Annotated in this window: 14 protein-coding genes; 1 reads left to right on the forward strand and 13 read right to left on the reverse strand. The window is 56.6% G+C overall.

Annotated elements, in window-relative coordinates; genetic code table 11:
* Positions 1-33: 33 nt before the first annotated feature.
* The 6 genes from ACQRBT_RS08270 to ACQRBT_RS08295 form a co-directional block, all read right to left on the reverse strand.
* Positions 34-1,674 carry a vWA domain-containing protein gene (locus ACQRBT_RS08270; RefSeq protein WP_412047467.1) on the reverse strand — a complete coding sequence of 547 codons (1,641 nt, stop codon included), beginning with the start codon at positions 1,672-1,674 and terminating at the stop codon, positions 34-36.
* Positions 1,675-1,805: 131 nt separating this feature from the next.
* On the reverse strand, positions 1,806-2,456 hold the full coding sequence (locus ACQRBT_RS08275) for a DUF799 domain-containing protein (RefSeq protein WP_411985710.1): 651 nt from the start codon (positions 2,454-2,456) through the stop codon (positions 1,806-1,808).
* Positions 2,453-2,815, reverse strand: a complete 363-nt coding sequence (locus ACQRBT_RS08280) for a DUF4810 domain-containing protein (protein WP_198762843.1) — start codon at positions 2,813-2,815, stop codon at positions 2,453-2,455. Before ACQRBT_RS08280 ends, ACQRBT_RS08275 begins: the two co-directional genes overlap by 4 nt.
* Before the next feature lie 29 nt (positions 2,816-2,844).
* A complete protein-coding gene (locus ACQRBT_RS08285) occupies positions 2,845-3,525 on the reverse strand; it encodes a CsgG/HfaB family protein (RefSeq protein WP_198762844.1) in 681 nt (226 codons plus the stop codon).
* A 211-nt stretch (positions 3,526-3,736) separates the two neighbouring features.
* Positions 3,737-4,429, reverse strand: coding sequence for a hypothetical protein (locus ACQRBT_RS08290; protein WP_411985711.1), 693 nt, complete (start codon positions 4,427-4,429; stop codon positions 3,737-3,739).
* Between the two features lie 43 nt (positions 4,430-4,472).
* On the reverse strand, positions 4,473-5,024 hold the full coding sequence (locus tag ACQRBT_RS08295; protein WP_090367617.1) for a hypothetical protein: 552 nt from the start codon (positions 5,022-5,024) through the stop codon (positions 4,473-4,475).
* A gap of 498 nt (positions 5,025-5,522) precedes the next feature.
* On the opposite strand from ACQRBT_RS08295, the gene ACQRBT_RS08300 reads away from it, so the two are divergent.
* Complete coding sequence (locus ACQRBT_RS08300) at positions 5,523-5,780, forward strand: hypothetical protein (protein WP_244701391.1); 258 nt, start codon at positions 5,523-5,525, stop codon at positions 5,778-5,780.
* Between the two features lie 127 nt (positions 5,781-5,907).
* Here the strand turns inward: ACQRBT_RS08300 and ACQRBT_RS08305 are convergent, their stop codons facing one another.
* The 7 genes from ACQRBT_RS08305 to ACQRBT_RS08335 all read right to left on the reverse strand — a co-directional run bounded on the left by ACQRBT_RS08305 (position 5,908) and on the right by ACQRBT_RS08335 (position 19,063).
* Positions 5,908-6,321, reverse strand: coding sequence for a hypothetical protein (locus ACQRBT_RS08305; protein ID WP_411985713.1), 414 nt, complete (start codon positions 6,319-6,321; stop codon positions 5,908-5,910).
* Positions 6,322-6,563: 242 nt separating this feature from the next.
* The gene (locus ACQRBT_RS08310) at positions 6,564-7,004 is read right to left on the reverse strand and encodes a hypothetical protein (protein ID WP_412047466.1); all 441 of its coding nucleotides are present in this window, start codon (positions 7,002-7,004) and stop codon (positions 6,564-6,566) included.
* A gap of 745 nt (positions 7,005-7,749) precedes the next feature.
* Complete coding sequence (locus ACQRBT_RS08315; protein WP_411985715.1) at positions 7,750-8,232, reverse strand: SMI1/KNR4 family protein; 483 nt, start codon at positions 8,230-8,232, stop codon at positions 7,750-7,752.
* On the reverse strand, positions 8,233-8,379 hold the full coding sequence (locus ACQRBT_RS08320; RefSeq protein WP_427851670.1) for an HNH endonuclease: 147 nt from the start codon (positions 8,377-8,379) through the stop codon (positions 8,233-8,235).
* 124 nt (positions 8,380-8,503) lie between these two features.
* Entirely contained in the window at positions 8,504-9,127 is a 624-nt protein-coding gene (locus ACQRBT_RS08325) for a hypothetical protein (RefSeq protein ID WP_411985716.1), read from the reverse strand.
* A 281-nt stretch (positions 9,128-9,408) separates the two neighbouring features.
* The gene (locus ACQRBT_RS08330; protein WP_412047465.1) at positions 9,409-9,834 is read right to left on the reverse strand and encodes a hypothetical protein; all 426 of its coding nucleotides are present in this window, start codon (positions 9,832-9,834) and stop codon (positions 9,409-9,411) included.
* Positions 9,821-19,063, reverse strand: coding sequence for a DUF637 domain-containing protein (locus tag ACQRBT_RS08335; protein WP_412047464.1), 9,243 nt, complete (start codon positions 19,061-19,063; stop codon positions 9,821-9,823). The genes ACQRBT_RS08330 and ACQRBT_RS08335 overlap by 14 nt, the downstream gene beginning before the upstream one ends.
* Positions 19,064-19,088 lie beyond the last annotated feature (25 nt).

Genomic DNA, 19,088 nt, shown 5'->3' on the forward strand with positions numbered 1-19,088 from the left:
GGGCATGCCTCTCAGATTTGGGCGGGGTCGAGATCAGGGTTTGAGGTTCTGGGCCAACTCCACCAGTTGCACGAACTCATTGCGCAGGCCGAACGGGTCATCGCCGCGAGCCGAGCGGGCCAGTTTGGCGGTGTCCTGCAAACTCATGCTGCCAGTGTAGCGGCCATCGCCCTTGAGCTGTTGGGCGAAGGCAGCCACGGCAGCCGAGAAGCGCAGGTCGTCGCTGGCCGGGGTGGGCTGGTTGGCGATAGGACGTTCGATCAACTGGCTGTTGCCGCCCGCAGCGGGCTTGTAGCGCACCCGTAACATCGCCAGCTCGGCGGACTGACCGTCGGCCGCAGGCGCAGCGGCGTATCGCAACGGCTCCAGCCAGCCCTTCTCGCCCTTGGGGACAATTTCGTACAGCGCGGTCACCGTGTGCCCTGCGCCAATTTCACCGGCATCGACCTTGTCGTTGTTGAAATCCTCACGGTTGAGGGTGCGGTTTTCATAGCCCAGCAGGCGGTATTCACTGACCTGGGCGGGGTTGAATTCCACCTGCAATTTCACATCCCGTGCTACCACGGCCAGGGTCGAACTGAGTTGTTCGACCAACACTTTGCGCGCCTCGCGCAGGTTGTCGATGTAGGCGTAGTTACCGTCGCCCGCGTCGGCCAGTTGCTCCATCAGGTGTTCGTTGTAGTTGTCTACACCGAAGCCGAGGGTGGTGAGGGATACGCCGCTTTTGCGCTGCTCGACCGCCATCTGCTTGAGGCTGTCGAAGTCGCTGACGCCCACGTTGAAGTCGCCGTCGGTGGCCAGCAGGATGCGGTTGATGCCCTTGTGGATAAAACCTTCGCGAGCCATCTGGTAGGCCATTTCAATATCGGAAGCACCGGCCGTGGAGCCGCCGGCGGTGAGCTGATCGATGGCGTTGCGGATCTTCACCTTGTCACGGCCCGACGTCGGCTGGAGCACCACGCGGGATTCACCGGCGTAGACCACCAGCGATACGCGGTCTTGCTCGCGCAACTGATCCACCAGCAATTTCAGCGTGCTTTTCACCAGTGGCAAGCCTTCGCGGCGGTCCATGGAGCCGGACACATCCACCAGGAACACCAGGTTGGCGGGCGCCAGTTCCGCCACGGCTTTATCGGAAGCCTTGATGCCAATGCGCAGCAGCTGGGTATGCGGGTTCCACGGCGTGGCGGCGACTTCGGTGGTCACACCAAAGGGCGAGCCGTCGGTGGGCAGTGCGTAGCTGTAAGGGAAGTAATTGAGCATTTCCTCCAATCGCACGGCGCCTTCGGGCGGCAGGCGGCCTTGGTTGAGGAAGCGTCGTACGTTGGCGTAGCTGCCGGTATCGACATCCACACTGAAGGTGGAGACCGGGGTTTCGGCGACGCGATGCACCGGGTTCTGCGGCAGGTTTTCGTAGTGCTCGCGGGGTTCGCTGCGATAATCCACCGCCGCTGATTCCGGCATCTGCAAGCGCGCAGTCATCGGTGCGGGCGTTATCGCGGCTTTCGCCAAAGCCCCTTGGGGCGCCACGCTTTGCAACTCGGAAATGGGCGCCGATTCATCCGGCGTGGCCACTTGCGTGGACGACGGCCCCCCACACCCGGCCAGCGCCACCAGCACGGTAACGGCAAAGCCTTGGGCGGTAGGACGCAACAAGAGCAGAGGATGGGACATGGGCTGAACCTCGTGAGTGAATGATCCGTTCACAAGGTCAGACGCAAGGTGCGTAAGGTTCGGGTTAAACCCCATTTACCTGGCACCCGAAAGCAGTGTGGGAGGGAGCGAGCCCCTCCCACTATTGAGCGTCAGTCCGTACCGTATTTCGGGTTACGCGGGCCGTACAAAATCCCCGTGCGTTGCCCTGCCGACAGCAACCGCGCACTGGTAATACCGGCAATCGGATGCGCCGCATCGGTAGAGCTGTTGACTACCTGCTTGACCGCCGCCGTGATCAACATGCCCACCAGGCCGCCACCGTTGTTGTTGCCTTCCTCGCTGGACGCTCTAGCGGTACCGGTCCACAAGGTAGTGCCGGTGCGCAGGTCGACCAGTTTGGCGGAGGCCGTCACGGAGGTGTCGCTGGAGATCAGCATGTACTTGGTGCCGTACTCGCTGACGGTGATATACAGCGCCGCATCCGCACCAAAGATGTCGTGCAGCTTGGTCGGCGGCACGCCCTGGATGTCGTTGGCGGTGGTCAGACCGTTCTGGCGGAAGGTTTCATCCACCAGGGCAATCGGCAGCACGTAGTAGCCGGCTTCAGCCAATGGGTACGTCACCTGGGAAACCAGGCTGTAGGACGCCTGCACTTCCGGCGACTCATTGATCGGCGGCAGCACCAGGATCGACTTTGGTCGCGCCTGCTTGTACGCCGTGTAATCAACGGTCTTGGGCGCTGCGCAACCGCCGAGCAAGGCCAGGGCCAGCAAGGCGCCAGTGAGTTTTAACAGGCTCATTTAGCGGCGACTCCAGTCTTGGCGTTTTTCAGCAGGAAGTCCATGTACGAAGCGGACTCGGGGAACAGGGCCTTCTCGGTACGAAACTCCTGCACCATCTGGTCATCCTTACCCATGCTCATATACAGCATGCCCAGGTGCGCGTGGTAGCCCGGCGGCGCTTTGCGGCCACTGGCGTTGATCTTCTGCAGATCGCGCTCCAGCGCCTCAACCTGCGCCTCCTTGGGTTCACCCTTGAAGTACTCGTAAACCTGCGGCTGGTAGCTTTCCCATTGATACAGAGGCTGGGGCGCCGTGTGGCACCCCGCGACCGTCGCGATTGCTGTCAGCATCAGCGCCAACTTCACTGCCTTGCTCATCCGTGTACTGCTCCTTGGGGTGTTGCTGATCAGTTGCGTGGGTTCCAGGCGCCGGCGTTGATACCGTCGACAAGGCGGTTGATGGCTTCGCGCATGGCCAGGTCCAGGACCTTGCCATTGAGGGTGGAGTCGTAGCTGGCGGTGCCGCCGAAGCCGATCACTTCACGGTTGGACAGCGCGTACTCACCGGCGCCCTGGGTGGAATACACCACTTCGGAGGTGTTGATGTTGACGATATTCAGCGCGACTTTGGCGTAGGCCACTTGGGTCTTGCCACGGCCAAGGATACCGAACAGCTGGCGGTCGCCGGTCTCTTTGCGACCGAACTCGGTCACGTCGCCGGTCACCACATAGTCAGCGCCCTTGAGCTTCTGCACGGTGCCTTTGATCTTGGCTTCCTGGGAGATTTCGCCCATGTTGTCGCGGTCCAGCACGCTGAAGCGATTGGTCTGCTGCAAGTGAGTGATCAGGATGGTCTTGGCCTGGCCGCCGAGACGGTCAACGCCATCAGAGAAGATGCCGCGCATGTAGCTGGAGCGGTTATCGAACTTGCCCACGGCAATCGGCACACGCACGCCCGAATAAGCGACGTTGGCGCTGGCGACTTGCTCAACCGGCATCGCGCGGTTGCTCTCGGTGGCGCAACCGGCCACGGTCAACAGCGCTGCGGCGGTGAAGCCCGACAGCAGGATTTTGGACAGTGTCTTCACGTGTTGCTCCTAAAGTGAGAAATCAGCAGCGTGCAGGCTGCGGCAATTTCGGGGAGGCAAACACGTGCATCTGTATTCATCCCTGAATTTGTCGTACCGCGACGGCTGCGGCATTTTACGGGGTTAATAGCCGTTCTCAAGTTGTTTCAACCCTACAAAGGCCCAAATGCGGAGGGGTTTGCCCCCGATGGCAGCAAGCCTTTGCGCGGACTCACTTGAGTTCCTTCACCAGATACTGCCCGGAAATCTGCGTAATCCCAGTCAGCGCCCGGCGCACGGCTTCCGGGTCGGTGCGATAGGTCAGCGGGGTGTAGCCATAGACATTCTGGCCATTGAACGGGGTGATGGCCTCACTGGTGCGCCAGATCATCTTGTCACCGCGATCCATCTGCGCCACCACGTTGAGGGTGGGGTAAATCACGCTGCTGAAACCCTGGGTGAGGCGAAAGCCCCACTCGGCCACGGTCAGCTGGATCTGTGCATCGGCAGGCTCATCGTCGCCTACGACCTTGAGGGTAGAAGTCTTGCCCAACGCATCGATAAAGCCTTGCTTGAGCAATACACCTAAATCGATTTTTTCGGCATCCATCACCGTCAGGATTGCCACCGGTGTCGGCATCTCGGCCAGTTGCCCAAGCTTCATGCCCGCCGCAAACCCGGCGCCGCTCAATGCGGCGGTGCCTACCTTGGACGCCCCACTGGCCATGCCAACACCCGCGCCAAGCCCGGCGCCCAACGCCGCGCCCCAGGCTTGTTCGCGGCCGAAATACACCATGTTCTTTTCCCACTTCACGGGCAGGACTTTCACGGTCTTGATCTGCGCGCGGTCTTCGGGGGTCATGGGATGGCTGACGCAGCCGCCGAGGATGAAAGCGGTGAGCAATATGAGCAAGAGGTGTTTCATATCAGTCCTTGAATGTTTGCGCAGTAGAGGCGGCTGCATCGGTTTATTTTGGAATGATGATCGGAATAAACATCGGCGCAGGTGCAGGCGGCGGACTAATCTGGCCTTCACTCTTTACCACCGTGATGCCTTTGCTTTTCAGGGTTTCGAACAACCGCTCGGTCCCAGCTGCATCGTCGTACCCGCCATCATCAATCGTTACGCTCAGGCCCAGCAGCCGCTGGCCTTCCGTCAACTGCAATTGCCGGGCACGGAAGAAGGACCAGATAGAGATCTTTTTGAGGGCCGACAATTTTACGTTCGCCAGTTCTTCATACTTCATGGTTTTGCCGTTCCAGCCCATCACGAACAAATCATTGGACGTCAGCGCAAAAGTGCAGAAGTAGTAAGTGCCTGTATTCGAGTTGGGCGTAGTGATGATCAGCGAGCAACGGCCATGCTGAATAATCGGGTCGCTGATATCCGGAAAGCTTTTGACCAGATCGGAAGGGTACTGCGCGCGGTCGTAGTAAACCGTCGCTCTATCGTAAGGAGTGGTGTTACAGCCGGTAAGTGACAGTGCTATGCCCAGCAAAACCCATACAGCAAAACGCATTGAATACTCCCTATCGCAGCCTATTTCATTCGAAACGGCGCGTTGTCCATGCAGATGATGGGTTTAGGTTCAGACTTAAAAGCCAGCAACGACCCGCCAACCAAATAATATCACAAGGCCACTACCAAAGAAAAATAGGGCTCAGACAGCCATGCGAAAAAAACTTGGTCGACTCCTTATTTCACAAAATAAAGATGATGCCGGGAAGCGCCGAGCGCAAGGCTTGCGCGGGTTTGGGTGAGGGGCTTATAGTCCGGCCGTCGCCCAACAGGGCGATCGGATTTGGCGATCCGTTGACCGTATGCGAAAGCTTTCTGCTTGCTTGCAGGGGCTTCCGTACCCGCATTGCTGCTTTATGGCAGCTGTGCGCGGGAGACCTTCGGGTCTGCCGGAACTCGGTCCCGGTTCGCCAACCTGCGTACAGCTGTCACCCATTCGTTTGGCGACGACAGGTGACAGCCTCACATACTGACCGAGGTTGTACCCATGAATCGATACATGCCCCTAACCGGCCACGATTGCACCGTCCCAGCTCTAATGATCGACACCCAGGCACCCCTCGACGTCCTTCACGACGCCGCCGTGCACCGCATTCGGGCTGTCACCCAATTGCTGGAAAACCTGGCCTTCCGCGAACAACTCAGCAGCGATGCCGTAGTACTTTCAGACTTCGCCCACTTGCTGGCCATTCCGCTACGCGACGGGTGTGATTTGCTGGATGTCATCAGTCGTAGGCTTAATGCTGATCCATCCTGAGTGAAAATCGGGCGGCCGCAGTGTCGCCCGCTTTGGCTTTGTGCGCGGATGGAAAGGCATTTAAAAGAGCAACTCTGCTGACCTTCAAAAAAACGTAAAACCGTGGTCCCACCCTTATATTTATCTATCAAGTATCTTTTGACGGAATTATCGAAGAAGCCGAGAGAAAAACTTCAATAATTTTTCGATCTGCATCATTCTTCGCAAAACGCTTAAGCACAGGGATAAGATGATAAAACAATAACTCCATCCTGCTAGGATCTTTGGGCAATGCATCGTTAATACATGCAACCATTAACTTAATTGACATGATTGACGCGAACACTTCATACCCTCTAGCGCTAGAGAACGGAATCTTCTTGAAATAATAGTCCGCTAAACGTTTCTGCTCTGGTCTTTTCCAAGATCTATGAGGAAGAAGCAATAAAGCCTCACCCCAATTATCTGAAGAAAGAGGGTACCGGCTCAATATCCAAGCTGCCGCCTGATCAGAAGTCATTTTCGCCAGCTCTTTACGGAGTGGGATTAATCTAGAATCCATACCAAGCTATCTCCTTGAACTAAATGATTTTTCCGGCAACCCAGAGTTAGCCTTTAGGGTAGCAGGAGGAAAATAGGGGGCAGACCACTATTCTTCTCTAATTGTATAAGAGTTTACAGCTTATCCGCCCATCACCAGGCCAACAAAATCGAATAATTACAAAAAATAAATGACATTTTAAAAGAGCAATTCTTCTGACCTCAAAAGACATAAAGCCGTTGTCTGCCCCCTATTCCTTCCCTCTATTCTTCTATTCTTTTCCCTTTGATATGATTTCGCCATGGCATAAGCAGCCCCTCAAGCAAGACTCGATCAATAACACCATCATCAATGGCGCCTACAAAAGTAGTACCCAACTGAAACTCAAAAGAAATATTTTCTCTTTCAGATAATTTTTTTACGGCAAAGATTAATTCTTCTACTTCATCCAGATTTCTCGAGTCCATATCAATAGAAAGTTTGTTTGGTTGCAGTGCTGAATAAACCTCTAGCGCTCCACCCACTACTTTCGCGCCACCTTCATCTATCGCGTCAATGAAGGTTGGTGGCGCAATACTCCATATTCTTGATGCGGCGACCTCCTTCACCAGCTGCTGCACATTAGATCTAATAGAGTGATCTAAATCCTGAGCCACGTAGAAAATCAACTTTTGCTTCTCATGGTCTAGAGGTACGGAATGCATTATTCAGCTCCTTTTTTCGGAGGGTATGTCGGGAGCGCCGACCCTGGACCGCCCGGATTATATCTAAACCCTCCTGGCATATGCGCATCCAAATGCCGTGTATCAGGCAGTGGCACAGTAAGTGGCGAACCTTGAACATGGTGCATAGGAATTCTCTCGCCCTTTAGCCCTGCATCTTCAGGAAAACCTTAACCCATGCATCGTCGACTTTTGGGGTCCGTCCTTTAGCAATCGCGGCCCGATTTTCAGTACTTAAGATTTGACCATACCCGAGGTCATCCCAGTTATCACGCAGTGCTCTCCAGTCTGCAGCATTTGAAAAATAGAGGTCAGACCACTATTCTTCTATTCTTTTAGCCCACACTTTTTGGGCGTCCTGATACACCCTGCGAAACTCTTTTACCTAATGCCTGCTCAATCTCGGCCGCAAACTTTTGATCGCCCAAAAAACGTAATTACCGTTTGTAGAAAATCGAATTTGCTCTATCAACCCAAGGGAAAGCCGATACTTGAATAAAAACCGGTAGGATTCGGCTCGCTGCACGGTGCTGCTACCTAGCTCCCTGTAGACCGCATGTGGGCTTAAAAGCTTGATGGCTCACCCTGTGCATTTGCCCTGTAGCTAGTCCAGCGATAGTCGACCGGATGAGCAATCATGCCCCTCTAACTGAAAAAAGGGGACAGACTTAGACGAACAAATCCTTAGAATTAAATAAATCGCCCCGTTCTGCCTTCGGAATTTTTATTATTCGGGCGGCCGCTCAAATAATTTTTCTAAAAACTTTGAAAATGAGGAAGCAACAAATGATAATTCGGAATCGCTACCTGGCACAGCCTCATGATGCCACATCATCACGGCAGGATCATCAGAAAGCCGATTTTCACGGTAGTCAAAACAAAGCGCGTCTCCGTTCCCTAATACCGAGAAAATAATTAAACCTTGAACAAAACCCTCTGGCGGATGACGGTACTTCATCTCCATTGTCTCGAATGAGCCTTCGAGTTCACCGAAAGGTAAAAACATACCAGCGCTGCTCGTAACGTCCTCGCCGAGAAGACGATTATAGAAATTGAAAACAGGTTTATTTAAAATAAATGCGCCATTAAACCCCAATGAAACTTCTTTGTATTTTTCAGGAAAAACTATACCCGCCAATATTTCAAAAGCTTCTATATCAGCAGAATCACCTTGACCATAATAAGAATCAAAACTTACTCCAGCAATCATTTATTGCCCCTTACTCATCGATTCCCACCCGATGTGACGCGCACCATTATGAAAAGCCTCGGGGACCAGCTGCATCCTACCGGTATCCTGATGGTGATGCCAAGTATGGGAAAATAGGGTCAGACCACTATTCTTCTCTAATTGGATAAGAGCTTACAGCTTAGCCGCCCATCACTAGGCCAACAAAATCGAATAAACACAAAAAATAAATCACATTTTAAAAGAGCAACTCTGCCTACCATCAAAAAAACGTATAACTGTGGGCTACCTCCTACCTTCGACAAATAACAAACTTATCTTCAAACAAATACCCTGCACCACCCACTTTCCAAAATTCAAAATATGAACGAAAGTCAAATCTAAGATTTATCAAAGGTTGCCCCATGTACCATGCCAAATAATAATCAGCGGCAACCCCGTAAAGCGCTTCAAACAGTGCATACTCTTGTTCTGTTTTTAGCAACCTGCAATCCCTGACATGATCTCCTAAAAGCTCAAGCACCCAGTTACCAGGAAAATCTAAGTTATCAAAAGACTTAAATTGATCTTTTTTCTCGTAAACCAATTTCGCACGATGGCATATTTCATACAATTCATGATCCCCAAGATCTTTACAAAAATTTGCCTGATCTTGCAACCAAGCCTTCCCTCTTCGCATCAATTCTAATTCGCTGGACTCTATCGTTGGACGAAGATAAAAATTATCTTCAAGCGTACCAGCTTGAATCACCTCGTTTATGCGAAACACCAAACCTTCAGCGTAAGGAAAATAGCTTAACGCTTTAGCAATCTCAGTTGGAGAAGAATGCACTTTGAGCAACGCCAAAAAATGCGATTTATCAAAATAACTTTTACCTTCACAAAAAGCACACCAATCCTTTAAAAGGATAGTCATCATTTCCCTCCTCTCGGTAGATCTGGCAAAAGAAAAGGATCGATTTTCCATCGATCGCGCAATTCCGTTACGACCATATTAAGTTCGTCTAGGGACTTACGACAAATAGGGGACAGACCACTATTCTTCATGAACTCTAAAAAAGCAAAGCCGTGGTCCGCCCACTATTTTTTCTTTCACCACCACCATCTAGAAGCAAAAATAAACGCTGTTGCAATTTATATTCAATTTAATAAAAACGCCCTCGCTTAAGCCCTATGATCTGCTCCCAGCGTTTCCTATTATTTTTTTTTCTTCACATGAATATAATTAACAAACCTGCTCTCAGCATCATAGTAAACAGTCACCACTTGCTCCCTCACCATGAACTCACATCCAGGGTTTGTAGGAGCCCTTCCTGGGATTTTTATGGAAGGCACGTCGCGTGAGGGAGCACCAAAATGAACCGTTGCGTCTTCAATAGTTTCAAGATCCGCACACGCTTTTTTAGTTTCAGAGGAAGCTGGATAATATTCCCCAACCGCCTGATAATAAACTCTGTACCCTACAATAACGCCATCATCGCCCGCCTGAAAATAAACACCACACTCCGGCAATTTTAAAAACTCATCACTTTCAACTTTCGAGTACTCAACTATCGAAAAACTCTTTCTAAAATCTTCGAGAGCCTCGATTAATGGCGTATTTATGTATTCATTTGGATTCATACTTAATACCTATTTCGTCAAATAATTTTTTATTTGAATCGTGAAGTTCTTTCCGAGTATTTTCAATCTTACTAGCTGACCAACCTTCGCTTTTCCATACGGGCACCCACGTGTCGATATCGGCCTCAGCTGCCTTATACAGATTGGAACCATCTAATCTGACTTTCTCGGGATTGTTTCGCCCACCAAAAGTTCGCGAGTCTGTCATATGGCTACAGGTTTTGACTATGACACAATTGGTATTATTGCGAAGGGCTTTCAACTCAACGTCTGTCAGCTCAATACCCATCTGACGTAATGACTCTTTAACAGCCGCAAACGAAGGGATATGGTCCGGGGTGAGACCATCACCGACGCTACGAGGAGCCGTAGATCCATACGTACCCACTTCGCCCTCAGCTACTTTGTCGGCTGTGCTGACGCCTCCTTTTTTCGAGAAGAAGTCAGGAGGCAACGCACACGGCCCGGTATTGTGCACCCACGTTTTCAAATCCCCAACGTAGAACGTGTGTCCCACGTCTACCGTTAGGTTGAAGGTCTCGCCCATTGGCAAGTAAAGCTCCAGCGACTCCACCTCAGACGAGGTGTTGTTCGTCTCGCCATCCGCCAGAGACTGCAGCAGATCGCCCGGTTTCAGATCGATGACAGGAATAAAGTCGCGTTTAGCCGGAACATAGAACGGGTGACCCGGCGTGACTAACAGGGTTTCGCCCTTAGCTTCACCGTCTGCCCTAACGCTTTTCAGTTTAAGGCGGTAAATCGGTTGGTCGGAGCGCTGATGGGTCGCCAGAATCTTCGCGGCGAAAGGTTTGCCGCCCCTTTCCGGCTTGCTCCAGACCACGTCCCCGACCCTAAGCGATTCAATGGCGCGGTCGCCGTTCGGAGTTGAGACTTTAGTACCTGCCGCGAAGCAGCAAGGCTCTTTGTATTTCGTCAGCACGACTTCATTGCTTCTGGCAGCAAGTAAGTCATCGGTTCTAATGTAGCTGCCTAAATCACCAGTAAGGGCAGTCGGTTGATAGGCGTTGATGGATGTGGTCGGTGTACGAGCGCCTGAGCGCTCAAACTGTAAAGTAGTGTCAAAACTATTGGGGCTCAGACCATAGGTTGGGATGTCATCCGCCAATCGAGTCGTCAGCCCCGCAGCGGCTTCACTTCTCGCCGCTAGAGCTCCGTCGGCCCTGATAAATGCTGAGGCTTCGCTAGCCTTGGAAATTTGCCCAAATCTGGCTGCAGAAGAACCTGGGGCGGCCATGGTTGCAGCGTCAGTGACTAATTCTGAAACTTGCGCAGCTGATTCATAGCTGTTGCCTTGAAACTTCGAAACGAGTGCCCTACCCGTTTGCCGGGTAGTCATTTGACCAACCGGGTCTAGAGACGGATCTGCGACCGGTCCCAGGAAATCGTTGGCGACGCCCAGTGCGTTTCCGCCTAAAAGCTCACCACCGAGCTTGGCAGTGGAAGCAACTAGCCCCCAGGCACTGCGACCGATACCAGCCACCCCGCCTTTGAAGCTTTCCAGGTAGTCCGTCGGCTTATCGCTGTAGTTCAAGTTGGACTGATAGAAATCCACTGTCCCTTGGCTGTTGTGCCCTTCAGGGTCGCCTAGGTAGTCGATATTTCTAGTGCTGTCTTTGTAGGCAGATGGGCGGGTGTCCTTGAAATCGAGAATCAACGCTGCCGTCTCGTTGCCACTGTACCCACGCTGGCTTCCGTCTGCGGACGCGTCGGTTCGGGCGTAGTTATCCGCAATGGGCGCCAAAGCGATACCTAAGTGCTGCATGGTCGCTGTATCGATATTGCTTACATCATCTGCCGGGATTGATTTGCTCCAGCCTTCATCGGTGTAATACGCCAGCGCAACCGCCATGCGCCGCGAGGCCTCTTCCTGGCTGATATTCAGGTCCGCTGCCATTTTTGGCGCTTGTTCTTTGATCAGGTCTGCGGCTCGTGGGTGCAGTTGCTCGTTGTAGCGCTCAACATTGCCCGCCACCCAAGCGGCGTCATTCGGATTGCCGTTTACCAGAGACCCGGCCGCAATACCGATGATTTGCGCGGTTGCGACTTTGAATTGATCATCCTTTGCAAAACGATCATCCAGGTATTTACCCAAGTTCTCGGTCGCAATTGCTGTCAGCCCTTCAGCCGCACCAGCGGCAATGGCGCCGGTCTTGAAGTCACCGCCTCGAGCAGCTGAAAGTGCACCGCCCAGGATGGCGTGCATCAGGACCTTCTCCGCTGAGCCGGGGCTCAGATTAAGGTCGTTCGCCAGATTGCCAAGGCCCTTGTTGCCGGCAGCAGCGGCAAGGTCGAAACCTTGCGACACCAAGGCGGAGCCTAGATTGTCCTTCAGACTGCCGCCGTTGATGGCAGTGGAAATGCCACTTTCGATGACGGCATGGGTGCCACCGCGTAGGACTGCATCCTGCGCTTTCGGCCAACTGAGCCAATCACTGGAATAGCCCGGGTTCTGCACCGGCCCTGCCGTTGTGACTTTCGCGCCCGCTCCGTCGGCAGGGCTTGCGCCCTTGAACCAATTACTGTCTGCGTAGTTCAACGCCCCGGTTGCCAGCCCAGCGATGGCGGCGTTTTTCAGACTGCTGCTGCTGAAGGTGTCCTTGAGCGCAATGCCGATGTTGCCTTTGTTGTTGATTGTACTCACGGCACCGGTACTGGCTAGAGAGGTCAGTGCGGCGGTGGCCATCATGTTACCTAGCCCAGCACTTGTGGCTGCTACCGCCGCCGACGTACTGGTCGCCGCAACCGCAGCAGTGCCGGCGGCCATGGTTGAACCGGCCGATGCTCCTGCGCCCACCAGTGCACTCGCACCACCTGCCGTGACAATGGTGACGATAATGATGACCGCCAACATGGCCCCCTGGCCCATACCAGAGTTGCTGTATTTAAAGGAGTCATGCAGCTCTTTTATCTGGCGCCAATCCACGTCGCCGCGCTTCTCGGCGTCCTTGAGCCAGGCCAATTGCGGGTCGGCCTTGACCATGGTGTCGATGGTCTGGCTGACGGTTTGCTGGTCGACTTGTTTAACGTCAATCTTCAGACCGTTAACGGCTTCGATGACAGTCTGCCCCTTGGCAACCAGTTCACTCTGACGCAAGGTTTCATCGGTTTTGCCTTTGCCCTTCATCGAGAACCAAGCCATGTTGCTCTTGCTCTTGGTATGGCTCTCGTCGTGATAATCCTTCACGCCTTCAAACGCCACGGCGCCGCCGCTTTTCAGAATCAGGTCGTTACCGCTATTGAGCTTTGTGACTTGGTAACGCTGGTCGCCATTGCTGACCAGCGTCAGGTTACCTACGGTTTTGATTTCGGTACCGACGTTGGTGGTCTGGGTGACTTCATCGCGCTTGGCTTTTTTCGCGCCCCAGCCGCCGCTCTCTTTCATGTCATACAACGTATGCGTGCTGTTCTGCGCCGCCAGCAGGTTCAACTTATCCCCGCTATACAGATAAGCCTCATTCCCCGCGCTGATCCTGCTCGCCACGATCGTGGTGTCACGCCCAGCCTGGCTGACAAAATCCCCACCCGCCGTCAGTACGCTCGCCACTTGAGTGGTCTGGTCGTCCGAGGTCTTGATGCGTTTTTTGCCGTCCTTTTCCTTGCCTTCGACGTTATGCATGTCGCTGACCGACGCAACGTTGAAGTCGCGGCCGGCAGCGATGTTGAGGTCTTTGCCGGCGGTGGCGGTACTGCCGATGATGTTGACGTCTTGCCCGGCCTGCATATTCAGGTTGCCGCCCGCCGTGACGCTGGCGGCGAGGTTTTTGACGTCGGTGGTGATGCTGGATTTATGCCCGCCGTCGCTGAATGCGTGCTTCACGCGAGTGTCGCTGGCGGCGACTAGGTTGAGGTCACGGCCGGCGGTGAGGTTGGCGTCGTTGCCTGCTACCAGCGCGCCTCGGTTGGTGAGGTCGCGGCCGGCATCGATGGCGAGGTTTTCGCGGGCGACGATGGTGCCGGCGCTGGTGTCGGTGAGGGTGCGCATACCGGCGCCGTCACGCACCTGGATGGCGGTGTTGTCGTTGGTGACGTCGCCTTTGAGCGCCGTGAGGCTGACTTGTTTGCCGCGTATTTCGCCGGCCATGGCGTTGCGGATGCTGTCCTGGGCCAGCAGGCTCAGGTTGTTGCCGGCCTCGACCAGGCCGCCGGTGTAAATGCTGCCGCTGCTGACGGCGGAGAGGTTGTTGCTGGCGCGCAGGGTGCCGACGTTGATCAGGTCGCCGCCGGTGACGAGGTTGAGGTCGCGGCCCTGGATCAGGCTGTTGCCGCGCACGTTGCGTGAGTCGGCCTGGGCCAGGTACAGCACGGGCACGAGGACTGTCTGGCCGTCGACCACGCGGTTTTCCATCCACACGATGTCGTGGGTCAGGGCACCAACTTGCTGGCTGGTCAGAGACACGCCGAGACTCAGGCGCAGGGCGTCTTTGCTGGCGAGGCCGTTGTCCATCAGGTAGCGGAACTGGTCGGCGTCGCTGGCCAGGCCGCCAGCGAGGAAGCGTTGGCCGGTTTGTGCGAGGACGGCGTCGCGGATCAGGCGGGTTTCGTATTGGCCGTCACCCAGTCGGCGCCAGGCGTTGTCAGCGTTGTAGCCGAGCTTGCCGAGCATGTAGTCGGAGCTGAAGAAACCGGACGCCGAGGTGAACTCGGGGTTGGTCTCGATCAGGTAGTGGCTGGTAGGGTCGGCGCTCTTGACGAACAGGCCGTACTCGCCCTTGGGCAGTTGGAAGTGGGGCGAGGTGGTGGGGTCGACCGCCGCGAACGCGGTGCCGGTGTAATCCACGGGCACGAAGCCGCCGCCGGGGGCGGCACCGACAACCGGCAATACCGTGCCGGGTGCCTGGGCGCTGGCGTCGTTGGCGTGCTTACTCAGGTTGATGTTGATACCGCCGACGGGGATACCCGTCTGGTCGTCTCCGAGGGTGCCGGTCAACTGGGCCAGGGTGTTGTTATGCAGCGTGCCGTTTTGCAAGGTGCGGGCGACATTGAGGTTGACGCTGCCGCCGGCTTGCAGGGTGGCGTCGTAGCCGGGGCCGCCGTTGTTGGTCCAGGTGGTGACGTCACTTGCGTAGGCGAACGGCAGGCTGTTGGGTGAGCGGCTTTTGAGTTCTTCGAAGCGCGCCTTATCGAAATTCCCGGCCGCCGTGGCCGCATTGAACGCGGGCACGTCGACATATTGCATGCGTTCAAACAAATCGTCGGAGACGTGACCTGGCGTGCCGATGACAAGCTTGCGCTGGCCCGTGCGCGTCGCGGCGCCCTGGTTGAGCAGGTCACCGGCGGTGATGCTCAGGTCGCCATTGGCGGCCATCAGGCTGTAGCGGTTCTGCACAGTGTCGCCTTGCAGCAGCATGTTTTTGCCAGCCACCAGGCGCGCCGCTACCGAGTCCTTGGTCGCCGCCTCAAGGTACGTTTCGTAGATGGTGATCTCGCCACGTTCCCAGTTGTCGCTCTCGCCGCAGTGCTGGCCACAGATCCAACTCAAGCTGCCGGTGGTCAGCGTTTGCCCGAGTTCGAATTCATCTTTGGCGTTTTCGATAAAGCCCGCATTGATGCCGATGGAGCCTTCGCTTTCCACGGTGCCGGAACGGTTGCTGAACAGCACGGCACGCCCGCCATCGCGGGCGGCGAAGCTCAGGTTGCCTTTGCTGTAGACATCGCCATAGCTGTTGCTGAAGCCATTGCTGCGCAAGGTCATGTCGCCGCCGCTGAACAGCAGCGTGTTGGCGGCATTGGTGATGCCGTTGACTGCGGTGAGGTTCACTGCGCCCTGGGCACCGAGGGTGCCGCGGTTGTTGATTTGCGCGGCGGCGATATCCAGTTGCTGGCGGGCGGTGAGGAAACCGAGGTTGTCCAGGCTGCCGCCCAGGCTCAGGCGCGCATGGGTGGCCGCCAGGCGGCCGCCGTTTTGACTGAGGTTGTTGGCGGCGACGGTGAGTGTTTGCAGGGCCGATACGCGGCCGCTGTTGGTGATATCGCCGGTGGTGATGCTCAAGTCGCCGTCGCTGAGCAGTTCACCGCCGTTGTCCAGGCTCGCCACGTTGAGGATCAAGCCCTTGGCGCTGGCCATGCGATCGCCGGCCTTGAGGGCCAGCGCTTGGTCGCTCTTGTAGGTGAGTACTTCGTTGAGTTGCACACGACCCAAGCCATCGACTTTACCGAACGCCCAATCGGCGCCGCCCATGCCCTGAATATTGCCCTGGCTGCCGGAGAGGCTCGCGGTGTTGAGGTGGAACAGGCCGGTGCCAGCGTGTTGCAGCATCCCGTTCTGGTTGTTGACGCTGGCTGCGTCAAGGCTGAAGGCCTGGCTGCCGAATTCGAGGGTGCCGTTCTGGTTGTTCAACGCACCGCTGAGGTTGACGCGGCTGCTGGACCCGCCCAGCGCACGCAGTTGCCCGTTGGCGCTGTTATCCAGGTTGCCGCCAGTGAAAGTCAGGCCCTGGTTGGCTTCGATCAGGCCGCCCTGGTTGGTGAGGGTGTCACGTGAGGTCAGGCTGATCTGGTTGCCGCTGAGCTGGCCATTGGCGCTGTTGTCGAGAGTGGCGCCGCTGACGGTCACTTGTTCTTTGCCGAACAGTTTGCCACCACGATTGTTGAGGGCTTCGACGGTCAGTTGCAGATTGCCGACCAGGCTCGCCATCAGGCCGCCGCTGCTGTTATCGGCAGTGTTGGCGGTGACGCTCAGGCTGTCACCCTGCACGGTGCCGCCCTGGTTTTGCAGGCGGCTGGTGGTCAGTACGGTAGGGGCGCCGCTGCTGAGGATCAGGCCCTTGCGGTTGCTCAGGTCCTGGCCGCTGTAGCTCACGCCTTCGGCACCGGCCAGCAGTTGGCCGTTGTCGTTGTTCAGTTGCTGTGCGGTGATGTCCAGGCGCTTGCCGCGCAGGGTGCCGCCAGTGTTGTTGAGGGTGGTGAGTTGCTTGACCAGCACGCTGCGTTCGCCCGCGTCGATCTGGCCGCCCACGTTGGTGAGCAGGTCGCTGACCTTGAGCACCACGTCGCCGCCATCGCTGACCAGCGCGCCTTTGGCGCTGTTGTTGAAGGTCTGCGCGGTCACGTCAACGGTCTGGCCCAGCAGGATGCCGGCGCTGTTGTCGAAGCGCTCGCCTTGCAGTTGCAGCAGGCCTTCGCTCTGGATACGGCCTTGGGCGTTGAGCAATTGGCCCGGGCCTTTGAGCAGCAGGCTGACGCCTTGGGCGCCACCAGCCAGCAGGCCGGCGTTGCGGTTGTCGAGGCCGGAGGCGCGCACGTCGAGGTGGTCGCCCAACACGCGTCCGGCGCGGTTGTCGATGTCGCCACCGGCCACGTCGAGCAGCAGTTGTTTGCCGACGATCACACCGCTCTGGTTATCCAGGTTTGCCGCGTGCAATTCAATATCGCCCTGCCCGGCCTGCAGGCGACCCTGGGCATTGCTGAGCTGTTGCGCGGCGGTAAGGGTGAGTTTGCCGGTGTCGGCGCTCAGTACGCCGCCTGCGTTGCTGCTGAGGGTGCCGGCGGTGACGTTGAGGTCGGTGCTGGCCTGGGCGAAACCCTGGTTGTTATTGAAACCGTTGGCAACGTTCAGGTTGAGCGCGCCGCCGTCTGCCTGGATCAAACCCTTGAGGCTGTTGTCGAGGGCGTTGGCCTTGACGGTGGTGGTTTTGGCCACCAGCACGCCATTCTGGTTGTTCAGGTTGCCGGCGTTGACGGTCAAGTCGTTGGCGATGACTTGCCCGCCGCTGTTGTTCAGGTCGGCACTGGTCAGCACCAGGCTGCCGCCGGCCATTTCGATACGGCCTTGGCGGTTATCCAGGGATGCGCTGTTGAGCGTGGCGGCCTGGCCTTCACCGAAGCGAATCAACCCGCCGAGGTTGACGATGGCCGGCGAGTTGAGCGCCAGGCTCTGCTCGCCGAACAGGCGTGCGCCGGCACCCTGGTTGGTGAGTGTGGCGCTGCTGACGTCGACGGTCTTGGCCTGGATGATCGCGCCCTGGTTGGTCAGCGCTTGCGCGGCAGTGATCGCCAGCGCCCGGCTGGCCAGCAGGTTGCCGCTGGTGGTGACGGTTTGTGCGTTGACCACCAGATCGCCGGTGGCGTTGCGGCTGTTGTCGGCGGCGACACCGGCTTCGATGATGCCGGGGTTGGTGACGCTGGCCGCGTTGATTTCGATGCGCTGGCCGGCGGCGATGCTCTTGCGGTTGACCAGTGCCTGGGCGCTGGAGACCTGCACGTTGCCGTTGGCGTAGACCTTGTCGGTGAGGTCGACAGTCTGCGCGGTGACCTTGACGTTGCCGGTGGCCGCCGCCTGCGCCATGCTCAGGCGCCCATTGGCATCGAGCTGAATATCGCCGCCACTGGCCGCCAGGGTGCCGTCGAGCTTCACGCCCACACCGGCTTCGGTGCCCACCAGTTTGATCGCGCCGGCATACATGCCGCCCAGGGCCGAGGAGTCAATCGCCAGCTCGGGTTTGGCGCTGCCGTCGTCGGCACGTGCGGTGGCTTTCAGGCTTTGGGCGTCGACGTCGTTGCGCCCGGCAACCACGGCCAGCTCGCGGGCGTTGATCTGTGCGTTGATCTTGGCCGAACGGGTGATGATCTCGAAGCGGTCGACGTTGCTGGCGTTCAAGCCTTGGCCATCGATAGTCACGGCGCCGCCGTCGACTTGGTAACGCTGCAGTTGGCCGTTTGCGTCGATCACCGGTTTACCGGTGGTCAGCGTGACATTCGGGGTGTTGATAAAACCGCAGCCGCTGCAGGTGACGCCATAGGGGTTGGCGACGATGACTTTGGCCGACTGCCCCGCCACTTCGGTGTAGCCGCGCAACTGGCTCGGGCTGCCGCCGTTGACTTCGTTGAGGATGACGTTCGCCGCGCCGCCCTTGAGGTTCGGGTTACCGACGATGTAGCCGCCCAGCTGGGTGTTTTGCACCGCGCCGGTGGCGTTGTTGAGGATGACGCCGTTGGCGCCGACGTTGTAGTCCTTGAACTGGTTATGGGACAAGCCTGCGCCATTGGGCGTGGCGATGTTCACCACGGGCACGCCATTGCCGGCCTGGCCGACGCTGGTGGCCGGGTTGCTGACCACAATGCCTTCGGCCTGGGCCAGCAAGGGCTGCCAGAACAGCGCGTTGGCCAGGATCAGCACCAGGCCGCGCTTGGGCAAGCCAAGGAACGAATCGCGCGGCTTCAGCGCAGCGGAAGGTTGGCGGGCCAGAAAGGCAAAGTGGCGAACATCCATTGTCAAATTCTCGATGTAACGGGCG

This window comes from Pseudomonas sp. R19M (genome assembly GCF_050312585.1).
GTDB classification, from domain to species: domain Bacteria; phylum Pseudomonadota; class Gammaproteobacteria; order Pseudomonadales; family Pseudomonadaceae; genus Aquipseudomonas; species Aquipseudomonas palleroniana.

Coding starts and splice junctions, on each gene's coding strand:
- ACQRBT_RS08310 (WP_412047466.1), bottom strand. CDS start 7,004: ATGCATTCCGTACCTCTAGACCATGAGAAGCAAAAGTTGATTTTCTAC.
- ACQRBT_RS08270 (WP_412047467.1), bottom strand. CDS start 1,674: ATGTCCCATCCTCTGCTCTTGTTGCGTCCTACCGCCCAAGGCTTTGCC.
- ACQRBT_RS08305 (WP_411985713.1), bottom strand. CDS start 6,321: ATGGATTCTAGATTAATCCCACTCCGTAAAGAGCTGGCGAAAATGACT.
- ACQRBT_RS08295 (WP_090367617.1), bottom strand. CDS start 5,024: ATGCGTTTTGCTGTATGGGTTTTGCTGGGCATAGCACTGTCACTTACC.
- ACQRBT_RS08300 (WP_244701391.1), top strand. CDS start 5,523: ATGCCCCTAACCGGCCACGATTGCACCGTCCCAGCTCTAATGATCGAC.
- ACQRBT_RS08325 (WP_411985716.1), bottom strand. CDS start 9,127: ATGACTATCCTTTTAAAGGATTGGTGTGCTTTTTGTGAAGGTAAAAGT.
- ACQRBT_RS08290 (WP_411985711.1), bottom strand. CDS start 4,429: ATGAAACACCTCTTGCTCATATTGCTCACCGCTTTCATCCTCGGCGGC.
- ACQRBT_RS08275 (WP_411985710.1), bottom strand. CDS start 2,456: ATGAGCCTGTTAAAACTCACTGGCGCCTTGCTGGCCCTGGCCTTGCTC.
- ACQRBT_RS08335 (WP_412047464.1), bottom strand. CDS start 19,063: ATGGATGTTCGCCACTTTGCCTTTCTGGCCCGCCAACCTTCCGCTGCG.
- ACQRBT_RS08280 (WP_198762843.1), bottom strand. CDS start 2,815: ATGAGCAAGGCAGTGAAGTTGGCGCTGATGCTGACAGCAATCGCGACG.
- ACQRBT_RS08330 (WP_412047465.1), bottom strand. CDS start 9,834: ATGAATCCAAATGAATACATAAATACGCCATTAATCGAGGCTCTCGAA.
- ACQRBT_RS08315 (WP_411985715.1), bottom strand. CDS start 8,232: ATGATTGCTGGAGTAAGTTTTGATTCTTATTATGGTCAAGGTGATTCT.